The 16,201-nt window shown below is 65.5% G+C and carries 16 protein-coding genes and 1 pseudogene; 5 read left to right on the top strand and 12 right to left on the bottom strand.

Annotated features, from left to right (window positions below; translation table 11 throughout):
* The first annotated feature begins 91 nt into the window (after window positions 1–91).
* The 3 genes from DUPY_RS05505 to DUPY_RS05495 are packed head-to-tail and all read left to right on the top strand — an operon-like array spanning window position 92 to window position 6,770.
* Entirely contained in the window at window positions 92–514 is a 423-nt protein-coding gene (locus DUPY_RS05505) for a response regulator transcription factor (protein WP_167359034.1), read from the top strand.
* Window positions 511–6,138 (top strand): ATP-binding sensor histidine kinase, encoded by a 5,628-nt coding sequence (locus DUPY_RS05500; protein WP_070246827.1) that lies wholly within the window; start codon window positions 511–513, stop codon window positions 6,136–6,138. The genes DUPY_RS05505 and DUPY_RS05500 overlap by 4 nt, the downstream gene beginning before the upstream one ends.
* Window positions 6,135–6,770 carry a response regulator transcription factor gene (locus tag DUPY_RS05495; protein ID WP_307188186.1) on the top strand — a complete coding sequence of 212 codons (636 nt, stop codon included), beginning with the start codon at window positions 6,135–6,137 and terminating at the stop codon, window positions 6,768–6,770. Before DUPY_RS05500 ends, DUPY_RS05495 begins: the two co-directional genes overlap by 4 nt.
* Before the next feature lie 7 nt (window positions 6,771–6,777).
* On the opposite strand, the gene DUPY_RS05490 is transcribed toward DUPY_RS05495, so the two are convergent.
* Together DUPY_RS05490 and DUPY_RS05485 are read right to left on the bottom strand one after the other, a co-directional pair.
* Complete coding sequence (locus DUPY_RS05490) at window positions 6,778–7,365, bottom strand: chromate transporter (RefSeq protein ID WP_070246826.1); 588 nt, start codon at window positions 7,363–7,365, stop codon at window positions 6,778–6,780.
* Window positions 7,362–7,970, bottom strand: a complete 609-nt coding sequence (locus DUPY_RS05485; RefSeq protein WP_070246825.1) for a chromate transporter — start codon at window positions 7,968–7,970, stop codon at window positions 7,362–7,364. The genes DUPY_RS05490 and DUPY_RS05485 overlap by 4 nt, the downstream gene beginning before the upstream one ends.
* A gap of 171 nt (window positions 7,971–8,141) precedes the next feature.
* Here DUPY_RS05485 and DUPY_RS05480 point away from each other — a divergent pair, with 171 nt between their 5' ends.
* Window positions 8,142–8,354: a hypothetical protein gene (locus DUPY_RS05480; protein ID WP_229255248.1), complete on the top strand. Its 213-nt coding sequence runs from the start codon at window positions 8,142–8,144 to the stop codon at window positions 8,352–8,354.
* Between the two features lie 275 nt (window positions 8,355–8,629).
* Here DUPY_RS05480 and DUPY_RS05475 read toward each other — a convergent pair whose 3' ends face one another.
* Together DUPY_RS05475 and DUPY_RS05470 are read right to left on the bottom strand one after the other, a co-directional pair.
* Window positions 8,630–9,532, bottom strand: coding sequence for a PAS domain-containing protein (locus tag DUPY_RS05475; RefSeq protein ID WP_070246824.1), 903 nt, complete (start codon window positions 9,530–9,532; stop codon window positions 8,630–8,632).
* Window positions 9,533–9,842: 310 nt separating this feature from the next.
* Window positions 9,843–10,244, bottom strand: coding sequence for a hypothetical protein (locus DUPY_RS05470; RefSeq protein WP_070246823.1), 402 nt, complete (start codon window positions 10,242–10,244; stop codon window positions 9,843–9,845).
* A gap of 143 nt (window positions 10,245–10,387) precedes the next feature.
* Between DUPY_RS05470 and DUPY_RS05465 the strand changes: the two genes are divergently transcribed.
* Window positions 10,388–11,074, top strand: a complete 687-nt coding sequence (locus DUPY_RS05465; RefSeq protein ID WP_019922489.1) for a hydrolase — start codon at window positions 10,388–10,390, stop codon at window positions 11,072–11,074.
* Between the two features lie 4 nt (window positions 11,075–11,078).
* Here DUPY_RS05465 and DUPY_RS05460 read toward each other — a convergent pair whose 3' ends face one another.
* The 8 genes and pseudogenes from DUPY_RS05460 to DUPY_RS28320 form a co-directional block, all read right to left on the bottom strand.
* Window positions 11,079–11,726 (bottom strand): response regulator, encoded by a 648-nt coding sequence (locus DUPY_RS05460; RefSeq protein ID WP_070246822.1) that lies wholly within the window; start codon window positions 11,724–11,726, stop codon window positions 11,079–11,081.
* Window positions 11,723–12,547, bottom strand: coding sequence for a sensor histidine kinase (locus DUPY_RS05455; protein WP_070246821.1), 825 nt, complete (start codon window positions 12,545–12,547; stop codon window positions 11,723–11,725). Before DUPY_RS05455 ends, DUPY_RS05460 begins: the two co-directional genes overlap by 4 nt.
* Window positions 12,548–12,552: 5 nt before the next feature.
* Window positions 12,553–13,098 carry a Dps family protein gene (locus tag DUPY_RS05450; RefSeq protein WP_070246820.1) on the bottom strand — a complete coding sequence of 182 codons (546 nt, stop codon included), beginning with the start codon at window positions 13,096–13,098 and terminating at the stop codon, window positions 12,553–12,555.
* 131 nt (window positions 13,099–13,229) lie between these two features.
* Window positions 13,230–14,072, bottom strand: coding sequence for an alpha/beta fold hydrolase (locus DUPY_RS05445; RefSeq protein WP_070246819.1), 843 nt, complete (start codon window positions 14,070–14,072; stop codon window positions 13,230–13,232).
* Window positions 14,073–14,165: 93 nt separating this feature from the next.
* A complete protein-coding gene (locus DUPY_RS28325) occupies window positions 14,166–14,333 on the bottom strand; it encodes a hypothetical protein (protein ID WP_167359033.1) in 168 nt (55 codons plus the stop codon).
* 17 nt (window positions 14,334–14,350) lie between these two features.
* Window positions 14,351–15,322 carry an MBL fold metallo-hydrolase gene (locus DUPY_RS05440; RefSeq protein WP_070246818.1) on the bottom strand — a complete coding sequence of 324 codons (972 nt, stop codon included), beginning with the start codon at window positions 15,320–15,322 and terminating at the stop codon, window positions 14,351–14,353.
* Window positions 15,323–15,432: 110 nt separating this feature from the next.
* Window positions 15,433–15,708, bottom strand: a complete 276-nt coding sequence (locus DUPY_RS05435) for a hypothetical protein (protein ID WP_070246817.1) — start codon at window positions 15,706–15,708, stop codon at window positions 15,433–15,435.
* 87 nt (window positions 15,709–15,795) lie between these two features.
* Window positions 15,796–16,201, bottom strand: a pseudogene (locus tag DUPY_RS28320) (hypothetical protein); the annotation flags it as partial.

The following is a 16,201-nucleotide window of genomic DNA, read 5'->3' as shown; positions in this document are numbered from 1 at the left end:
TGCAGGGGCAGGCACCGGCGGGTATACCTTGAGATACTGCCGGCGGTCTCGCGCGGACGCTAAGATGGGGTTCGGAGAGATAAAACCCACCATGATGAATAACGACAACTTGCCTGCTGGCGCGGCGGCCATTCCGGCGCCTGCGCTTATCTGCGTGGTGGACGACGATGCGTCCGTCCGCCAGGCACTCGACAACCTGCTCACGTCGGCCGACTACACGCCGCTGTGCTTTGACTCGGGCGAAGCCTGCCTGGCCTATGGCCAGCTCGACGGCGTGGACTTCGCCGTGGTGGACGTCAAGCTGGGCGGCATGAGTGGTTTCGAGCTGCAGCAGCGGTTGTCCTCCATGAACCTCGACTTGCCCATGGTATTCATCAGCGGCCATGCCGACAGCGGCATGGAAGCGCTGGCGGCGCGGGCGGGCGCCATCGCGCTGCTGCACAAGCCGATCGATGTCGACCGCCTGCTGGCGCTGATCGACCAGGCGCTGGTCGGCCATCCTCCACCGTCATGACTTCCGAACCGACCGAGCCTCCACCTTCCTCCACGCCTGGCGCCAGCCATACCGTCGCCAACGCCGACCTGGCCGGCGCCAGCTTTGCGCAGCTGTCCCGGGACGGCGTGCTGGCCACGCTGCGCGGCGCTGACGCTGCCGGCCGTACCATCCTGATCGCCACCGCCGCCTCGACCGCGCATGCCGCCGAGGCGGTCCATTACCTGAATAACGAATATGCGCTGCGCGAGCGCCTGTCTCCGGCCTGGGCGCGGCCGCCGCAGGGCATCGCCTGGCGCCACGGCGCGATGGCGCTGCTGTACCCCGACCACGGCGATGTGCCGGCCACGCAGATCGACGTCGCTGGCGATGTCGACGCCTTCCTGGTGCTGGCGCTGGAAATCTGCGGCGCCGTGCGCGCCATGCACGATGCCGGCCTGCTGCACCGCAATCTCAAGCCCGCCAACATTCTGATCGATCCGGCCGGCGGCTGCCGCCTCGGTGGCTTCGGCCTGGCCTCGCTGTCGGGCGTTACCCGGCCCGCAGCCGCACCCGGACTCGGAGCCGGAGCCGAAGTCGGTCCAGAACCCGAGGCGCCCGGTACCGTGCGCGGCACGCCGGCCTACATGGCGCCCGAGCAGACCGGCCGCAGCCGGCTGGCGGTCGATGCGCGCAGCGACCTGTATGCGCTGGGCGTGACCTTGTACGAACTGCTTACCGGCCGCCTGCCGTTCGCCGTGGCGCATCCGGCCAGCGCGGGCGAGTGGATCCACGCCCACCTGGCGTCCGAACCGGCGCCGCCGCAGTTTGCCGATGGCGGCACGGTGCCGCAGGTGCTGTCACAAGTGCTGCTGAAACTGCTGGCGAAAGATCCGCAGGACCGCTACCAGGGCGCGGCGGCGCTGGCGACCGACTTGCAGCGCTGCCTGCAGGACTGGCGGCGTGACGGCGCCATCGCGCCGTTTGCGCTGGGACTTGCGGGTGCGCCAGCCGTGCGGTTCCCTGCGCGCCTGCACGCACGCGGCCAGGCTGCAACCGACCTGCTGGCCGCTTACGGGCGCGTGTTCGACGGCGGTTCGGCCGCCCTGGTGCTCGTGCACGGACCGTCGGGCGTGGGCAAGTCGGCCCTGGTGGCGCAGTTTTTGCGCGACCCGCAACTGCGCGCGGCCTCGGTGGCCATCGCCAAGGTGGACCAGTTTGGCGGCGCCGCGCCTTACGTGGCGCTGATCGAGGCGTTGCGCAGCCTGTTGCTGGGCATCCTGGGCCACAGCGGCGCGGACGCCGGATTCTGGCGCCAGCGGCTGCGCCAGGTACAGGAGCGCGATCCGACAGTGCTGGCGCCGGTGCTCGACCTGGTGCTGGAATCGGCGCCGGAACTGGCTGCCGGCCTGGCGCAACTGGCCGGCACCGACGTCGCGCCCGACACGTCCGGGCCTGCTGCGGTGGCGCCGGAATCGGCGGGCCGACTGGCGCTGGCGGTGCAGCGCCTGGTCGAACTGTTTGCCGCGCCCGAGCGGCCGCTGGTAATGATGATCGACGACGTCCAGTGGCTCGACGCCGCCACGCTGGCGCTGCTCGAAACGCTGATCGCCCGCACCTGCGAACTGCCGTTCCTGCTGGTGCTGACCAGCCGCAGCGAGGACTGTGCTCCGGCATCATCGTTATCCGGGTCGGCCAATGGCGCGATCGCCGCACCACCGGACATCGCCGCACGCCTGCGCGCCTTGGCCGGCCACGTGGTGGACATCGCCTTGTCGCCGCTGGCGCCAGCCGCCATCGAAGCGATGCTGGCCGAAGCGCTGGCCACTCCCGCCGCCCAGGTCGGGGCGCTGGCGGCGCAGGTGCACCATAAAACCGCCGGCAACCCGTATTTCGTGCGCCAGTTCGTGCAAACCATCGTCGATGAAGGACTGGCGCAGCGCGATGCTGCCAGCGGCGCCTGGCGCTTCGACCTCGCTGCCATCGGCACGCTGCGCTCCACCGACAACGTCGCCGACCTGGCATTGGCGCGCCTGGCCCGACTGCCGCCAGCCACGCGCCAGGTGCTCGGCGCGCTGTCGTGCCTGGGGCGGGTGCAGGGCGCCGACTTGCTTGGCGCACTGGCCGGCGCCAGCGAGGAAGCGCTGGCTGCATTGCTGGCGCCAGCCATGACCGCTGACGTGGTGGTGGCGGCATCGTCCGGCTACGTGTTTACCCACGACCGCTTGCAGGAAGCGGCTTACGCCGACCTCGATCGCGCCACCCGCGAGCAGTTGCACGCGCAGCTGGGGCGGCTGATGGTCGAGCGTGCGCTGGCCGCCAACCGCGACGACCTGCTGTTCGGCGCCCTCGATCACCTGGCCCGGGCGCTCGGACTGCTGCAGCGTGAGGAGCGGCCGCACCTGGCGCGGGCGGCGTTGCTGGCCGGCCGCAAGGCGCGCCGCGCGTGCGCCTACGAATCGGCGCTGTCCTATCTCGCATTGGCGCACACCCTCGGCGGGGACGGTGACGAGCGCCTGCGCTTCGACGCCGATCTCGAACGCGCCCACTGCCACTGCTTCGGCGGCCACCTGGACGCCGCGCAGGCAATGCTGCCGGTGCTGCTTGCCGGCCCGTGGGAGCGCAGGTTGCAGGGGCAGGTGCTGCGGCTGGCGGCCGAGATTGCGGTACGGCGCGGCGATTATGCCGAAGCGGTGCGGCTGTCGCTGGACGGCCTGCGACCGTTCGGCATCGACATGCCGGAACACCCCACCGATGCCGAATGCGACCGGGTCTACGCAGCGCTGCGCGCGCGCCTGCACGGGGACTGGCGCGCCACGCTGCACGCGCTGCCACAACTGGACCTGGCTGCCGACCACGGCGCCGTCTCCGACATCGGCGTCCAGCTGGCGCTGTTGTCCGGCATGTTGATGCCCACCAGTTTCAGCTCGCCGCGCCTGCTGTTCCTGCACCTGTGCCACACGCTCGATGTGAGCCTCGATCACGGCATGTGCGGCGAGACCGCCATTGCGCTGGCCTGGCTCGGTGTGATGGTGGCCGAGCGTCATGGCGATTATGCCGAGGGGCACGCCTACGCGGCCGCCGCGCGGGCGCTGGTGGAGCGCCACGGTTACCGCTACCACGCGGCGCCGGTGCTGCTGGCGCTCGACCAGGTCAGCGTGTGGACCCAGCCGCTGTCGTACGCGCTCGGTTGCGCCCAGGCGGGCCTGGAGGCGGCGCTGGCGGTGGGCGACCTGACCATGGCCAGCCTCGAACACTGCCACCGCATCTGCATGCTGGTCACGCGCGGCGATCCGCTCGACGCGGTGGCTGCCGATATCGCCGCTGCGCGGGCGTTCGTCGGCAGGCTCGAATTCCGCGACATGGACAAGATCCTGCTGGTGCAGCAGCACTTCGTCAACCACCTGCGCGGCGTACCCGATGCGCCGCTGCTGCAGGGCGTGGTGGACGAGGGCACCATGCCCACGCTGCGTTTCTGGCACTGGGTGTACCAGGCCGGCCCCGCATTCCTGGCCGGCGACAATGCGCTGGCACTGGCATGTTTGCGCGCAGCGGACGCGCTGGCCTGGTCGGCGCCCGCGCACATCCACCTGCTGGAGTACCACCTGTTCAGCGTGCTGGCGCTGTGCGCCGATACTGCCCACGATCATGAGGCACGCATCGCCGCCCACGTGGCGAAGCTGGCGGCATGGGCAGAAGCCAACCCCGCCACCTTCGCCGACAAGCACCTGCTGGCGCAAGCCGCGCTGCGCCAGCGTGCGGACGACAGTTTCGGCGCGCTGGCTTTGTACGACAGCGCGATTGCCCATGCCCAGGCGCAGGGCTTCAATCACTACGTGGCCTTTGCCCACGAGCTGGCGGCAGCGCTGTGCCGGCGTCATGGCCATGCCACCGGCGCCCAGGCGCACGTGCGTGGTGCTGCCGCTGCCTATCGCCGCTACGGCGCGCCCGGGCGGGCCGCCGCGCTCGAGACCCGGTGGGGGACAGGGCCGCAGGCTGGCGCCGACAGCAGCCATCCGCATCCGGGACACGACACCGTTGCGCTGGTCGCAACGGCGGACATCCGCGACATCGACAGCGTGATCCGCGCCGCGCGCGCACTGTCCGAGGAGATCGAAACCGCGCCGCTGGTGCGGGTGCTGATGACCATCGCGCTCGAGCACGCCAGCGCCCAGCGGGGCCTCTTGCTGCGCATGGACGGCGAAACGCCAGTGCTGCAGGCCAGCGCCGTGCTCACCGGCCAGGGCGTGCAGGTGGAACTGGCGGCGCAGTCCGGCGAGGCGACCGAACTGCAGCCAGGGTTACCTCTAACGGTATTGCACACCGCCATGCGCACCCTCAAACCGGCGCGCGATGCCGAACCGGGCGCGATCTGCATCCCGCTGGTGCGGCAGGGCCGCCTGGTCGGCATGTTGTACCTCGAGAACCGCCTGGCCACCGCCGCCTTCTCCGGCGAGCAGGAACGGGTGCTGTTGCTGCTGGCCGCGCAGGCGGCGGTGTCGCTGGAGACGGCGGCGCTGTACGCCGAACTGCTGGCGGAAAACCAGCAGCGGCGCGAAGTCGAGCAGGCGCTGCGCGAAAGCCGCGCCATGATGCTGCAAGGGGAGCAGATCAACCGCAGCGGCAGCTGGACCTGGGACCTGTCCAAGTCCACCATCAACGGCACGCCGGAACTGGCGCGCATCTTCGGCCTGGCCGACGCGCAGCCCACCATGCCGCTGTCGATTTTTGTCGAGGCGCTGCACCCGGACGACCAGCCGCGCGTGCAGCGCATCCTCGACCATGCCATCGCCAACCGCCGCGCCTACGGCATGGACTACCGGGTGGTCGATCCCGATGGCACCGTGCGGTACCTGAGCTGCGTGGGCGAACCGCTGGCCGGCACCGGCGGCGATGTCTTTGTCGGCACCACGGTGGACATCACGTCGCGCCGCGCGGCCGAAGACTCGCTGCGCCAGGCCCAGGCCGAGCTGGCGCGGGTAGCCCGCGTGACGACGGTCGGCCAGTTGACATCGTCCATCGCCCACGAAATCAATCAGCCGCTGATGTCGATATCGTCGAACGCCGGCGCCAGCCTGCGCTGGCTCGACCGCAATCCGCCGCAACTGGACCGGGTGCGCAGCGGCCTGCAGGAAATTGCCGCGCAAAGCCAGCGCGCCGGCGGCATCATCCGCGGCCTGCGGGCGCTCACCCGCAAGGGCACTCAGGAAAAGGCGCCGTTCGACCTGCACGACACCATCCGTCACATCGTCTCCATCTCGCGCAGCGAACTGGAACGCCAGGAAGTGCCGCTGGAACTGGCGCTGCATGCGCGCAGCGGCTGGGTGGTGGGCGACGCTGTGCAATTGCAGCAGGTGCTGCTCAACGTGGTGGTCAACGCGATCGACGCCATGGCCGCCGTGCCACGGCAAGTACGCAGTTTGGCCATCAGTACGGTGTCGGAGGATGGCCAGCTGGCGGTGCGGGTGGACGACACCGGCAGCGGCATCGACGCCGCCAGCGCTGCCCAGATGTTCGAACCGTATTACACCACCAAGGATGATGGCATGGGCATGGGGCTGGCGATTTGCCGCTCCATCATCGAAGCCCATGGCGGCAGCATCGCCGCCACCGCGCGCCAGCCGCACGGTTGCAGCATCGTCTTCAGATTGCCGGAGCAAGCGTGAACCAGGAAACCATGCAGCAAATAGTCTACGTCGTCGATGACGACGAATCGGTGCGCCAGTCGTTTGTCAACCTGCTCGATTCGGAGGGCTACCAGGTGCACGCCTACGATTCGGCCGCCGCGTTTTTTGCGCAGCCGCTGGCGGCCGTGCCGGCGTGCCTGCTGCTCGATATGCGCATGCCCGAGGTGGGCGGCTTCGACGTGGCGGCCGAGCTGGAACGCATGGGGGCCGACCTGCCCATCATTTTCATCACCGGCCACGGTTCGATCCCGCTGACGGTGCAGGCGATGAAGGCGGGCGCGCTGGAGTTTCTGACCAAGCCGGTGGAGCCCGATGACCTGCTGCGCGCGGTGCGCGATGCGCTGGTGGTGGCGGCGGCGCGCCAGGTGCAGCGCCAGGAGCTCGATGAGCTGCGCCGGCGCCATGCCACGCTCACCCCGCGCGAGCGCGAGGCGATGCAACTGGTGATCGGCGGCCTCTTGATCAAGCAGATCGCCAACGACCTGGGGATCAGCGAAATCATGGCCAAGACCCACAAGCGCAACCTGATGGACAAGATGCACGCGCGCTCGCTGCCCGACCTGGTGCGCTACGCCGAACGGCTCAACATCACGCAGACGCGCAGCCGCTAGCGGCGCATCACACCAGCTGGAACCAGCCCAGCAAGGCGCCGGCCGCCAGCAGCCACAGCAGGTGGATGCGGGTGCGCCAGATCAGCACCCCGGCCACCACCGACAGCAGCCACAGCGGCCAGTCGAGCGCGAAGTCACGGTGCGCGCTGCCCAGCGTAATGCCCACCGAGACCATCAGGCCCACCACCACCGGCGCCATCCCCTGCTTGAAGGCGCGCACGCCCAGCTTGTCGCGGTGGCGCCGGGCCCAGCGCGCGGCAAGGTAGGTGAGGGTGGTGCTGGGGATCAGGATGCCGAACATGGTCACCGCCACGCCGGCAAACGCCGCAGCGTAACTGCCCGCATTGAGGCCCACGTTCCAGCCCATCAGCGCCACGAACAGCACGTTCGGACCGGGCGAAGCCTGGGCGATGGCGACCGAGTCGTTGAACTGCGATTGCGTGAGCCAGCCCTGTTCGAGCACCAGGTAGCGGTGCATCTCGGTGGTGGTGGAAATCGCGCCGCCCACCGACAATAGCGACAGCAGCAGGTAGTGACCGAACAGGTTGCACCAGTCCGCCATGCTGAGGACGATGTGGAGCGGGGCGCCGCTCATGGCCGCTCCTTGATCAGATGGCCCGCTTTCAGGCTGCGCTGTTTCAATATCCTGTAGGTGAGGCCCACGCACACGCCGCCCAGCAGCAGCAGGGTCCACCCCAGCGGCACCTTGAACACCACCAGCAGCGCCACGCACAGCACGGCGGCGGCGCCGCTGAACCAGCCGGGCAGCGGGTGCACGCGCAGCGAGGACGCGAGCTTGACGCCCGTGGCGGCGATCAGGCCGGCAGCCACCGCCGCCATGCCGCGCAATGCGCCGGCCACGCCCGGGTGGTTGGCGTAGTGCGAATGCAGCACGGCCAGGCACAGCACCAGCAACAAGGGCAGGGTCAGCATGCCGGCCAGCGCCACCATGGCGCCGCGCAGGCCGAAATAGCGGTCGCCGATCATCAGCGACAGGTTGACCACGTTAGGCCCGGGCATCACCTGCGCCACGGCCCAGTCTTCGATGAACTCTTCCTGGGTGAGCCAGCGCTTGCGCTCGACCATTTCGCGCTGGACCACGGCCAGCACGCCGCCGAAGCCTTGCAAGGCCAGCAAGGTGAACGAAATGAACAGGTCGGTGAGGGAACTGGGTTGTGGGCGTGGTGATTCTGGCGTCATCTTGGCATTATCACCCCGGTCGTTGCTGCGTGTCCACGCACATCAATTCCGGGTAAGATTTTAATTGTGAAATGATAGGAGCCTGACATTGACTTTACGGCACGGTCGCGCATACTCCCCTAGCGTATCCGCTTGATCTCAATCAAAACCCCTATCTTTTTAGCGAGGCTCATGATGAACGATTTGCACTTTCCCCCGGTGATGCAGCAACAATACCAGCGTAGCGACCAGCACAGCAGCGCCATCGTCGAGCGCGGCATCATCGTGCAATCGACCTTCAACACCGTGTGTGCCATCGAATACCTGCGCTCGCACAACGTCCAGCCGCAAATCATCGAACGGGTGCTGCTCCATCCCGAGCAACGGCGGCAAGCGACCCACTAGTTGCAGGTTTACTTATGCACACATCATGATGGCAAGAATGATTTTTTAAATTTTTCGTGTCGAAAAATATATCAACGTAAGTGCTTGATTTATATAGGGATAAAAACTGCCTGTTGGATGGGCAGTTTGTTGAACCCCGCGCCGTTACAGGCGCGCTTCGTTGTCAATGGGGGGATATCCACATAGATATCCACAGAGCTTGTGGATATCGTAAAAAACGCTTGAGAATCCTGTACTTAGCGATGGTTAGCGAGCATCGGCGACGCTGAGCCGGATCAAAGCGGTTTCTTCAAGGGCTGCATCACGCTGCCGACCACCACGTACGGTGCTGCCGGGTCGTCCACCACGCTGGCGGTCACCCGCAGCCGCAGTTCCTGGCCGTCGCGGCGCCAGGCGGTCACCACGTCGGTCCAGGTTTCGCCCGCGCGCAGCGCGCTCAGCGCGTCGGCCAGTTGGTCGGGCGGATAGGGCGGGGTGTGCAGCAGGCGCAGGTCGGCGCCCACCAGCTCGTGACGGGCAAACTGGAACTTGGCGCAAAACTTGTCGTTGACAGTGGCAATGCGGCCGCGCGCATCGAACGCGGCGATCACCGCGTGCTGATCGACAGCGCCCAACAGCCGTTTTGCATGGTTCAGCTCGGCTTGCAGGGCGCTGGCGTGTTGTTGCGCCTCCTGCAGGGCGGCGTAGGCGCGCAGCGACGAGATCACGGTGGTAAACAGCTTGCGGGTGGTCAGGTCGGTCTTGCACCAGAAATCGTTGATGTCGTAATCGAGGATGATGCTGTGCTCGAGCGCCTGGCCCGGCTGGCCCGTGCGCAGCACGATGCGCACCAGGCTGTTGTGCAGGCTGTCGCGGATTTGCCGCGCGACGTTGAGCCCTGCATCGCTGGTTTCCATGATCACGTCCAGCAGCACCAGTGCGATATCGGGGGTATTGCGCAGCGTGGTCAGCGCTTCCTCGCCGCTGTAGGCATGCAGGAAACTGAGGCGTCGGCCACGGAAGCAGGCGTTGCTCAGAGAAAATTTCGTCACCACGTGGACATCGACATCGTCGTCCACGATCAGCACCTTCCACGGCAGCGGGGCGGCCGCCGCTTCCTTGCTGCCAGCGTGCGCCTCGTCGGCGCCAGCATCGCCGTCGTCGATCATCCAGTCTGTATCGTCATCATTCTGATTCATGCACCGATCCCGAAACGAGTTCTTGGAAGAAATTTCGAACGTCGGAGTTACACTATTCCTCGTGTGCGGATTTGTCAAAGACTTCGAGGCCCGATGTTTCATACACCGTATTTATGCACACAAAAATATTTTTCAAGCAGGCTGAAAAAGAAACGGGAGCCCCGTGGCTCCCGCTGTAAGTCATTGATTTTATTCGCCTAAAATATTGCCTTCCGTTTCAGCATTTTGTTGAAACGCCCGCCATTAAAGGCGTTCCCGGCTGTCAAGTGGCGGTTATTCACAAGCTTATCCACAAAACGTGTGGATATCTTTATACCGCGACGATTTCGGACAATTGCTTGCGCACGGCGCCATGCGCCATCACCAGTTCCGGGCCGTCGTGCAGCATGGCGTTGTACTTGGCGCGAAACTCGAGGTCGCCCTGTTCGGACGGGCCGATCAGCGCTTCGATGGCGCGCCGGAAGGTCACCGCTTCCTCGGCCGTGACCGGTTCTTCATCGTCAAGGCGCTCATCCATTTGCGCCATCAGGCCCGACATTTTTTGCAGCCAGGCGAAGTTGGGGTGATTGGTGACCAGTTGCAGCAGTTCCAGCGGGCTGCCTACATTGCCAAAATACTGGCTCTCGATGTGGATCAGTTGCTTGTGCAGGTCGCGCAGGGCGCGGCCCAGGCCGGTCAGTTTGGCGCGTTGCGCAGTGTCGTCGATGCTCATGGCGGATTCCTGTGGGTAAGTTGGCTATGGGATGGCCGCAGCTTAGCAGAGTCCCCCCTATGGTGGAGCCTATCTTATTGCAGTGGTGTGGAGTCTTTTCGGTCCCTAATATGAAGCTTCTTTTACACCACTCTGGAAGCATGATGATGAACCCAAAACTCGAAGTCCTGACCCCGCAAAACTCGCAGCTGATCTTCATCGACCAGCAGCCGCAAATGGCGTTCGGCGTGCAGTCGATCGACCGCCAGGTTCTGAAAAACAATACCGTTGCACTGGCCAAGGCCGCCAAGGTCTTCAATATCCCGACCACCATCACCACCGTCGAGACCGAATCGTTCTCGGGTCACACCTACCCTGAACTGCTGGACGTGTTCCCCGGCAAGGACATCCTGGAGCGTACCTCGATGAACTCGTGGGACGACCAGAAAGTACGCGACGCACTCGCTGCCAACGGCAAAAAGAAAGTGATCGTGTCGGGCCTGTGGACCGAGGTGTGCAATACCACTTTCGCCCTGTGCGCCATGCTCGAAGGCGGTTACGAAATCTACATGGTGTCCGATGCGTCGGGCGGCACGTCGAAAGAAGCGCACGACATGGCCATGCTGCGCATGGTGCAGGCCGGCGTGATCCCGGTGACCTGGCAGCAAGTTCTGCTGGAATGGCAGCGCGACTGGGCCCACAAGGAAACCTATAACGACGTGATGGCCATCGTCAAGGAACACTCGGGCGCCTACGGCATGGGCGTGGACTACGCTTACACCATGGTGCACAAGGCCGCTTCGCGCGCCAACCCGGACCATAAAACCCTGGCGCCGGTCCCCGCAAAATAAGCAGTCAGAACGCGCTGAGCAAGCCGCGCCGGGACGCCACTGTGGCGGCCTCGGTGCGGCTTCCTACGTTGAGCTTGGCAAGAATATTGTTGACGTGGAATTTCACCGTGCCCACCTCGATGGCCGCGCTGCGGGCGATCATCTTGTTGCTCTTGCCGGTGGCCAGGTGCGCCAGGATTTCCAGTTCGCGTGGCGACAGGCGCGCCACGTCGGTCCGTTCGGCCAGCTTGCTGGCGACTTCCGGCGGCAAAAACTGGCGGCCTTGCGCCACGGCGTGGATGCACGCCACGAGTTGTTCCGGGCCGCTGTCCTTGAGTAAATACCCGCGTGCACCCGCGCGCATGCCCCGGCGCACGTCTTCGTCGCCCTGGTAGGTGGTGAGGATGACGATGCGGGCTGCCGCATCGAACGCCAGGATCTGGCCGATGGCCTCCAGCCCGTGCATCACCGGCATGCTCAGGTCCATGATGGTCACTTGCGGACGATGCTGGCGGTACAGTTCCACCGCGCGCGCGCCGTTATCGGCTTGCCCCACCAGGGTCAGGCCGGGCGTGGCGTCCACCAGGGCGGCCAGGCCGGCCAGGATCAGCGGGTGGTCGTCGGCGATCAGGACGGTAATAAGGTCGGCGTTGGCGTCGGCATAAGTGTTCATCCGGGATGTCCTTTGAGGCTGATGTGAAAGGCGGCGCCATGCGGCTGGCGCGAGGTGGACCAGATACGCCCGTTATGGGCCTGGACGATGGTGCGGCAGATCGCCAGCCCCAGTCCGGTACCGCCGGGCTTGGTGGAAAACAGCGGGTGGTACAGGCGTTCAGCCAGCTTGGCCGGCACGCCCACGCCGTTGTCTTCCACGCTGATGCGCACGGTGCCGGCAATATCTGCCAGCACCGAGCGCACGTGCAGCTGGCGCGGCCGGGTGTGGACGTCTTTCATCGCCTCGATGGCGTTCAGGACCAGGTTCATCATCACTTGCTGCAACTGCACGCGGTCGGCGCACAGCTGGTGGCCGTTCAGGGCCAGGGCGTCGTGGACCTCGATGCCGTGCTTGTGGAATTCGGCGCGCAACATGCGCAGCACTTCACGCAGCGCTTCATCGAGATCGAACGTGGTGGGTTCGGAATTGGTGCGGCAGGACATGCCGCGGATGCTGCGCACTACGTCGGCCGCAGTGGCGCCGGCGTGGCGGATCAGCTGGAGCGCATCGCGCACCCGCTCGGTATTCTGTGATTGCAGGGACATCAGTCCGACTTCGGCCTGCAGCACGATGGCCGCCAGCGGCTGGCTGACCTCGTGCGCCAGGGAGGCGGCAAACTCGCCCATGGACGAGATGCGCGCCAGCCTGGCCAGTTCTTCCTCGGTTTCCCGCAGCGCCTCTTCCGCCTGCAGGCGGCGGGCTTTTTCGGCCAGGTAGCGACGGTACAATTGCTCGTTGTCGAGCGACTGGTCCGTCGCCAGGTCTGCAGGCGCCGGCATCGTGCCTACCTGGCGGCCTGGGTTTGCGCGGCCAGGTGTTCGCCGATGAACCAGCTGTGCAGCTCGTTACTGCGCACAACCTGGCTGATGATCAGGTCGTTGGTGCCGTCGTCGCCGTTGTCGGCGGCAGCGCGCGCCAGCGGACGGGCTTCGATCAGGATGGTTTCATGGGCGTCCAGCAGGCCGGACAGCTGGGCTGCCGCCGTTTCGCGGCCACGCGGGGCGTTGCGCGAAATGGTCGATTCTTCCACCACGTCCTGCGCCAGGGCGAAGGTCACGCCGCCCAGGGTTTGCACGCGCTCGGCGATGGTGTCCATGATGGCGACCTGCTCGTTGTAGTGCTGGTCGAACAACAGGTGCAACTGGTGGAAGGTAGCGCCCGACACTTGCCAGTGGGCTTTCTTGTAGGCGTCGCGGATGGCCATGGTGTGGGCCAGCAGGCGGTTCAGGGCGCGCACGCTGTGGGCGCGTGTCTCGGTCGACAGGCCGATGCGCACGTCGGTCAATGAACCGAAATCCTGCAATACTTCCTTGGTGTTTGCTTTGCTCATGATGTGCTTCCTTTAAAAAATGCTTTCTGCCTGCCGATTCATTATGGACCGTGATCGCCATGGCGCTTAGCTCCGAAAGAGTGAGGCAGAAAGTTGAACAGGGGAGGGTTTTGATTAACTCTATCGGGTGATCACGATTGCAGGAATTCCAGCAGATCGGCGTTGAGCTTGTCCTTGTGGGTGGTAGGCAGGCCGTGCGGTGCGCCTTCGTAAATCACCAGCTTGGCATCCTTGATGATCTTGGCCGAGGCCTTGCCGGCGGCGTCGATCGGCACGATCTGGTCGTCGCTGCCGTGTACCACCAGCACCGGCACGTCGATCTTTTTCAGGTCTTCGGTGAAGTCGGTTTCCGAGAACTGCTTGATGCAGTCATACGCGCTCTTGATGCCGCATTGCATGCCCTGGGCCCAGAACGTATCGCGCACGCCTTCCGATACCTTGGCGCCGGGGCGGTTGTAGCCGTAGAACGGCAAGGTCAGGTCCTTGAAGAATTGCGAGCGGTCGGCCAGCACGCTGGCGCGGATGCCGTCGAACACGTCCATCGGCAAGCCGCCCGGGTTGGTTGCGGACTTGACCATTTGCGGCGGCACGGCGCCCACCAGCACGGCCTTCTTGACGCGGGCGCTGCCGTGACGGCCGATGTAGCGCGCCACCTCGCCGCCACCGGTGGAGTGGCCCACCAGCGTGGCTTCCTTGATGTCGAGGGCGTTCAGCAGCGTGGCCAGGTCGTCGGCGTAGGTGTCCATGTCATTGCCGCCCCAGGGCTGGCTCGACAAGCCATGGCCGCGACGGTCATGAGCGATCACGCGGTAGCCTTTGCTGGCCAGGAAGATCATCTGGTCTTCCCAGGCGTCGCTTTGCAGCGGCCAGCCATGGCTGAATACCACGGCAGGGCCGGTGCCCCAGTCCTTGAAATGGATGCGGGTGCCATCTTCGGTGATGACGCTGTCGACTGAGAGATTGCTGTTTGCCATGTTGTGACTCCTTGGTGTGTGTGAGTGGTGACTACGAAACCAGTGTAGTGATCGCACTGTTGAAAAGCTCCTGCCAAAAGTGCAGGGCCATTGCTAACGTTTGGGTGGGGCGTCCCGTGTCACGGTGATGGCGATCGGGTCGCTGGACGGAAACGATTCGGCCAGGGCTTCGTCGAGGGCGTCCTGCTGGTGCTGCGCTGGCGTGGCGGGCGTTGCCGGCGGGTTTTCCGATGGCGCTGGCGGTTGCTTGGGCTGTTTCATACTGGGCATCTCCTCGGTTAGTTGACGGTGCCGGGCGTGCCGTCATAGTTGAGCGGCAGCCAGTCGTAGGCTTTGCCGTTCTGGCGGATGCGGCCCAGGCCGGGGAAGGCGATGTGGGCGGCGCCAATCAGCGTGTGATCGTTGGCCAGCGATTGCAGCAGGCGCGCGCGGGTGGCGGCAGCGTCGGCTTCGCTGCTGTCGTACTTGACGGTCGCTTCGGGGTGTTCGAGCTGGATCGCTGTGACGTGCACAATATCGCCCCAGATCAGCAGCGTCTGGCCGGCGCTCTGCACGCGGTACATGGCGTGGCCCGGCGTGTGGCCGGGCGCCGGCAGCGCTTCGATGCCGGTATCGAGCGGCCCGAATTCCTTGTAGGGTTGGTAGCGTTGTGCCGCCTGGTACGGCGCCACGGCCGCCTTTGCGGCATCAAAAAAGCTCGAGAGGAAGTCGGGCGCCTTGGCCTTGTTGGATGCCGACAGCCAGTAGTCCGATTCGGTTTGCGACAGGCGCAGCACGGCGTTGGGGAATACGGCTTTCCCTTGCGACATGATGCCGCCCGCGTGGTCCTTGTGCAGGTGGGTGAGCAGCACTTCGTCTACCTGCTCCGGCCGGTAGCCGGCAGCGCGCAGGTTGGTCAGCAGCTTGTTGCAGCAGTCGCCGTACAGCACCCCAGCGCCGGCATCGACCAGGATCAGCTTCTTGCCGGTGTTGATCAGGAAGGCGTTGATCGAGCCTTGCACCGGCTGCGCCAGGTCGGCCTTGGCCAGGTCCTGCTTGATGATGGACGCCTCGATATGGGTCATCACCGTATCGATGGGGAACGGGTGGCTGCCATCGGAAAGGGCGGTGATTTCGAAGTCGCCCAGCATGGTGCGGTAATAGCCGGGCGCCTGGGTCTTGACCAGCGGCGCGGCAGCCTGGCTGGCCACGGCAATAAGAAGGGTGCAGGCGGCCAGCAGCGGCAGCAGCAGGGTTTTGTTGAGGTTCATGGCGGTCCTTTACGTGTCATCTTGGATGGGAAACGAGGTTCCCGATAGATGAATGGTAAAGGCCCGCCATTATTTCGCCACCTCCATTAAGGCGGGGCTAAGGATACTGCTTAGATTTCGGTTTCCGCTTCGTCGATGGCTTCGCGCACCTCGTCGGCAAAGCCGAACTGCACGTCGTGGCCGCCCACGCCGTCCTGGTAGAAGAAGTGCACCGGTCCGTCTTCGTCGGCGACGATCCAGGCATCGACTTCGGCGCGCTGGTGGCGGTCGCCGATGCGCACGATGTCGATCTTGTGGCGCTCGCCGGGGGCGAGCAGGTTCTTGACCACGTCCTTGGTGCGGGCGGTAGCCAGCGGGACGTAGTGGGCGGTGTGGCGGTCGATCATGGCAACTCCTTGTGAATTAGGCTCCCGCGAGTGTACCGCGCGCGGGAGCCTGGCACCTCTGCCATTGGGGGAGTTCGGTGCGCCAGCTTACGGTGTGATGCCGTAGGTGGCATAGAGCGCATCGACGGTGGGATTGACTGCACGCGCGGCCGCCAGATCGGCGTCGCCAGCGGCAGTCTGGCCCTGGCGGCGCTTGGCGATGCCGCGCGCGAACCGGGAGTCTGCCATACCCGGCTGCATGGCCAGCAGGGCATCGTACTGTTGCACCGCTTCTGCGTGGCGCCCGAGCCGAAGCAGAACCAAACCGTAGGTGTCGAGAAACGCCACCGCGCGCGGCTCCTTGTCCAGGGCCGACCGCACGAACCCTAGCGCTGCAGGCAAGGCTGCGTCGCGAATGACCAATATCCAGGCCACGCTGTTCATCTGGTCGGCATTGTTTGCAGCGCTACGGGCAATGGCCAGATCGACTTGCGCCTGCACAGGCTTGCCCGCC

The sequence above is a fragment of the Duganella phyllosphaerae genome (assembly GCF_001758785.1).
Taxonomy (GTDB): domain Bacteria; phylum Pseudomonadota; class Gammaproteobacteria; order Burkholderiales; family Burkholderiaceae_D; genus Rugamonas; species Rugamonas phyllosphaerae.
Note: the sequence above shows the minus strand (reverse complement) of the source record. Positions and strands in the feature narration are given on the sequence as shown.